The organism is Brevibacillus soli (assembly GCF_044759095.2).
Taxonomy (GTDB): domain Bacteria; phylum Bacillota; class Bacilli; order Brevibacillales; family Brevibacillaceae; genus JBIYSM02.
Genome location: NZ_JBIYSM020000113.1, coordinates 1 through 538 on the forward strand (window position 1 = coordinate 1; position 538 = coordinate 538).

Annotated in this window: 4 tRNA genes; all 4 read left to right on the plus strand. The window is 51.9% G+C overall.

Annotation, left to right across the window (positions count from 1 at the left end):
- Positions 1-126: 126 nt before the first annotated feature.
- The 4 genes from ACE99V_RS20450 (at position 127) to ACE99V_RS20465 (ending at position 538) form a co-directional block, all read left to right on the plus strand.
- Positions 127-203, plus strand: a tRNA-Asp gene (locus tag ACE99V_RS20450).
- Positions 204-228: 25 nt separating this feature from the next.
- Positions 229-304, plus strand: a tRNA-Phe gene (locus ACE99V_RS20455).
- A gap of 6 nt (positions 305-310) precedes the next feature.
- Positions 311-386, plus strand: a tRNA-Lys gene (locus ACE99V_RS20460).
- Positions 387-462: 76 nt separating this feature from the next.
- A tRNA-Gly gene (locus ACE99V_RS20465) sits at positions 463-538 on the plus strand.

A 538-nucleotide genomic window follows, 5' to 3' on the forward strand; every position in this document is an offset into this window, starting at 1 on the left:
ATAGGTTCGGTGTGGAAGCGCGGCAACGCGTGGAGCTGACGAATACTAATCGGTCGAGGACTTATCCACATTCCTTGAGCAAAACTTGCGTATCCAGTTTTGAAGGGATAATCCTTCTTTTTATTTGGAGCTGTGGTGAAGTTGGAGTTCACGCCGGTCTGTCACACCGGAGGTCGCGGGTTCGAGTCCCGTCAGCTCCGCCATTTCTTTTTTGCCTAACAACCATCTGGCTCGGTAGCTCAGTCGGTAGAGCAGAGGACTGAAAATCCTCGTGTCGGCGGTTCGATTCCGTCCCGAGCCACCATTTTGTGAGCCATTAGCTCAGTTGGTAGAGCATCTGACTTTTAATCAGAGGGTCGAAGGTTCGAGTCCTTCATGGCTCACCAGTATGATGTACCTCAAAAAGTGAAGAAAAGCTTCGGAGCTTATTCGGAATCCTTTTCGGGGACCCCATAATCAAATGCGGACGTAGCTCAATTGGTAGAGCGTCGCCTTGCCAAGGCGAAGGTCGCGGGTTCGAGACCCGTCGTCCGCTCCA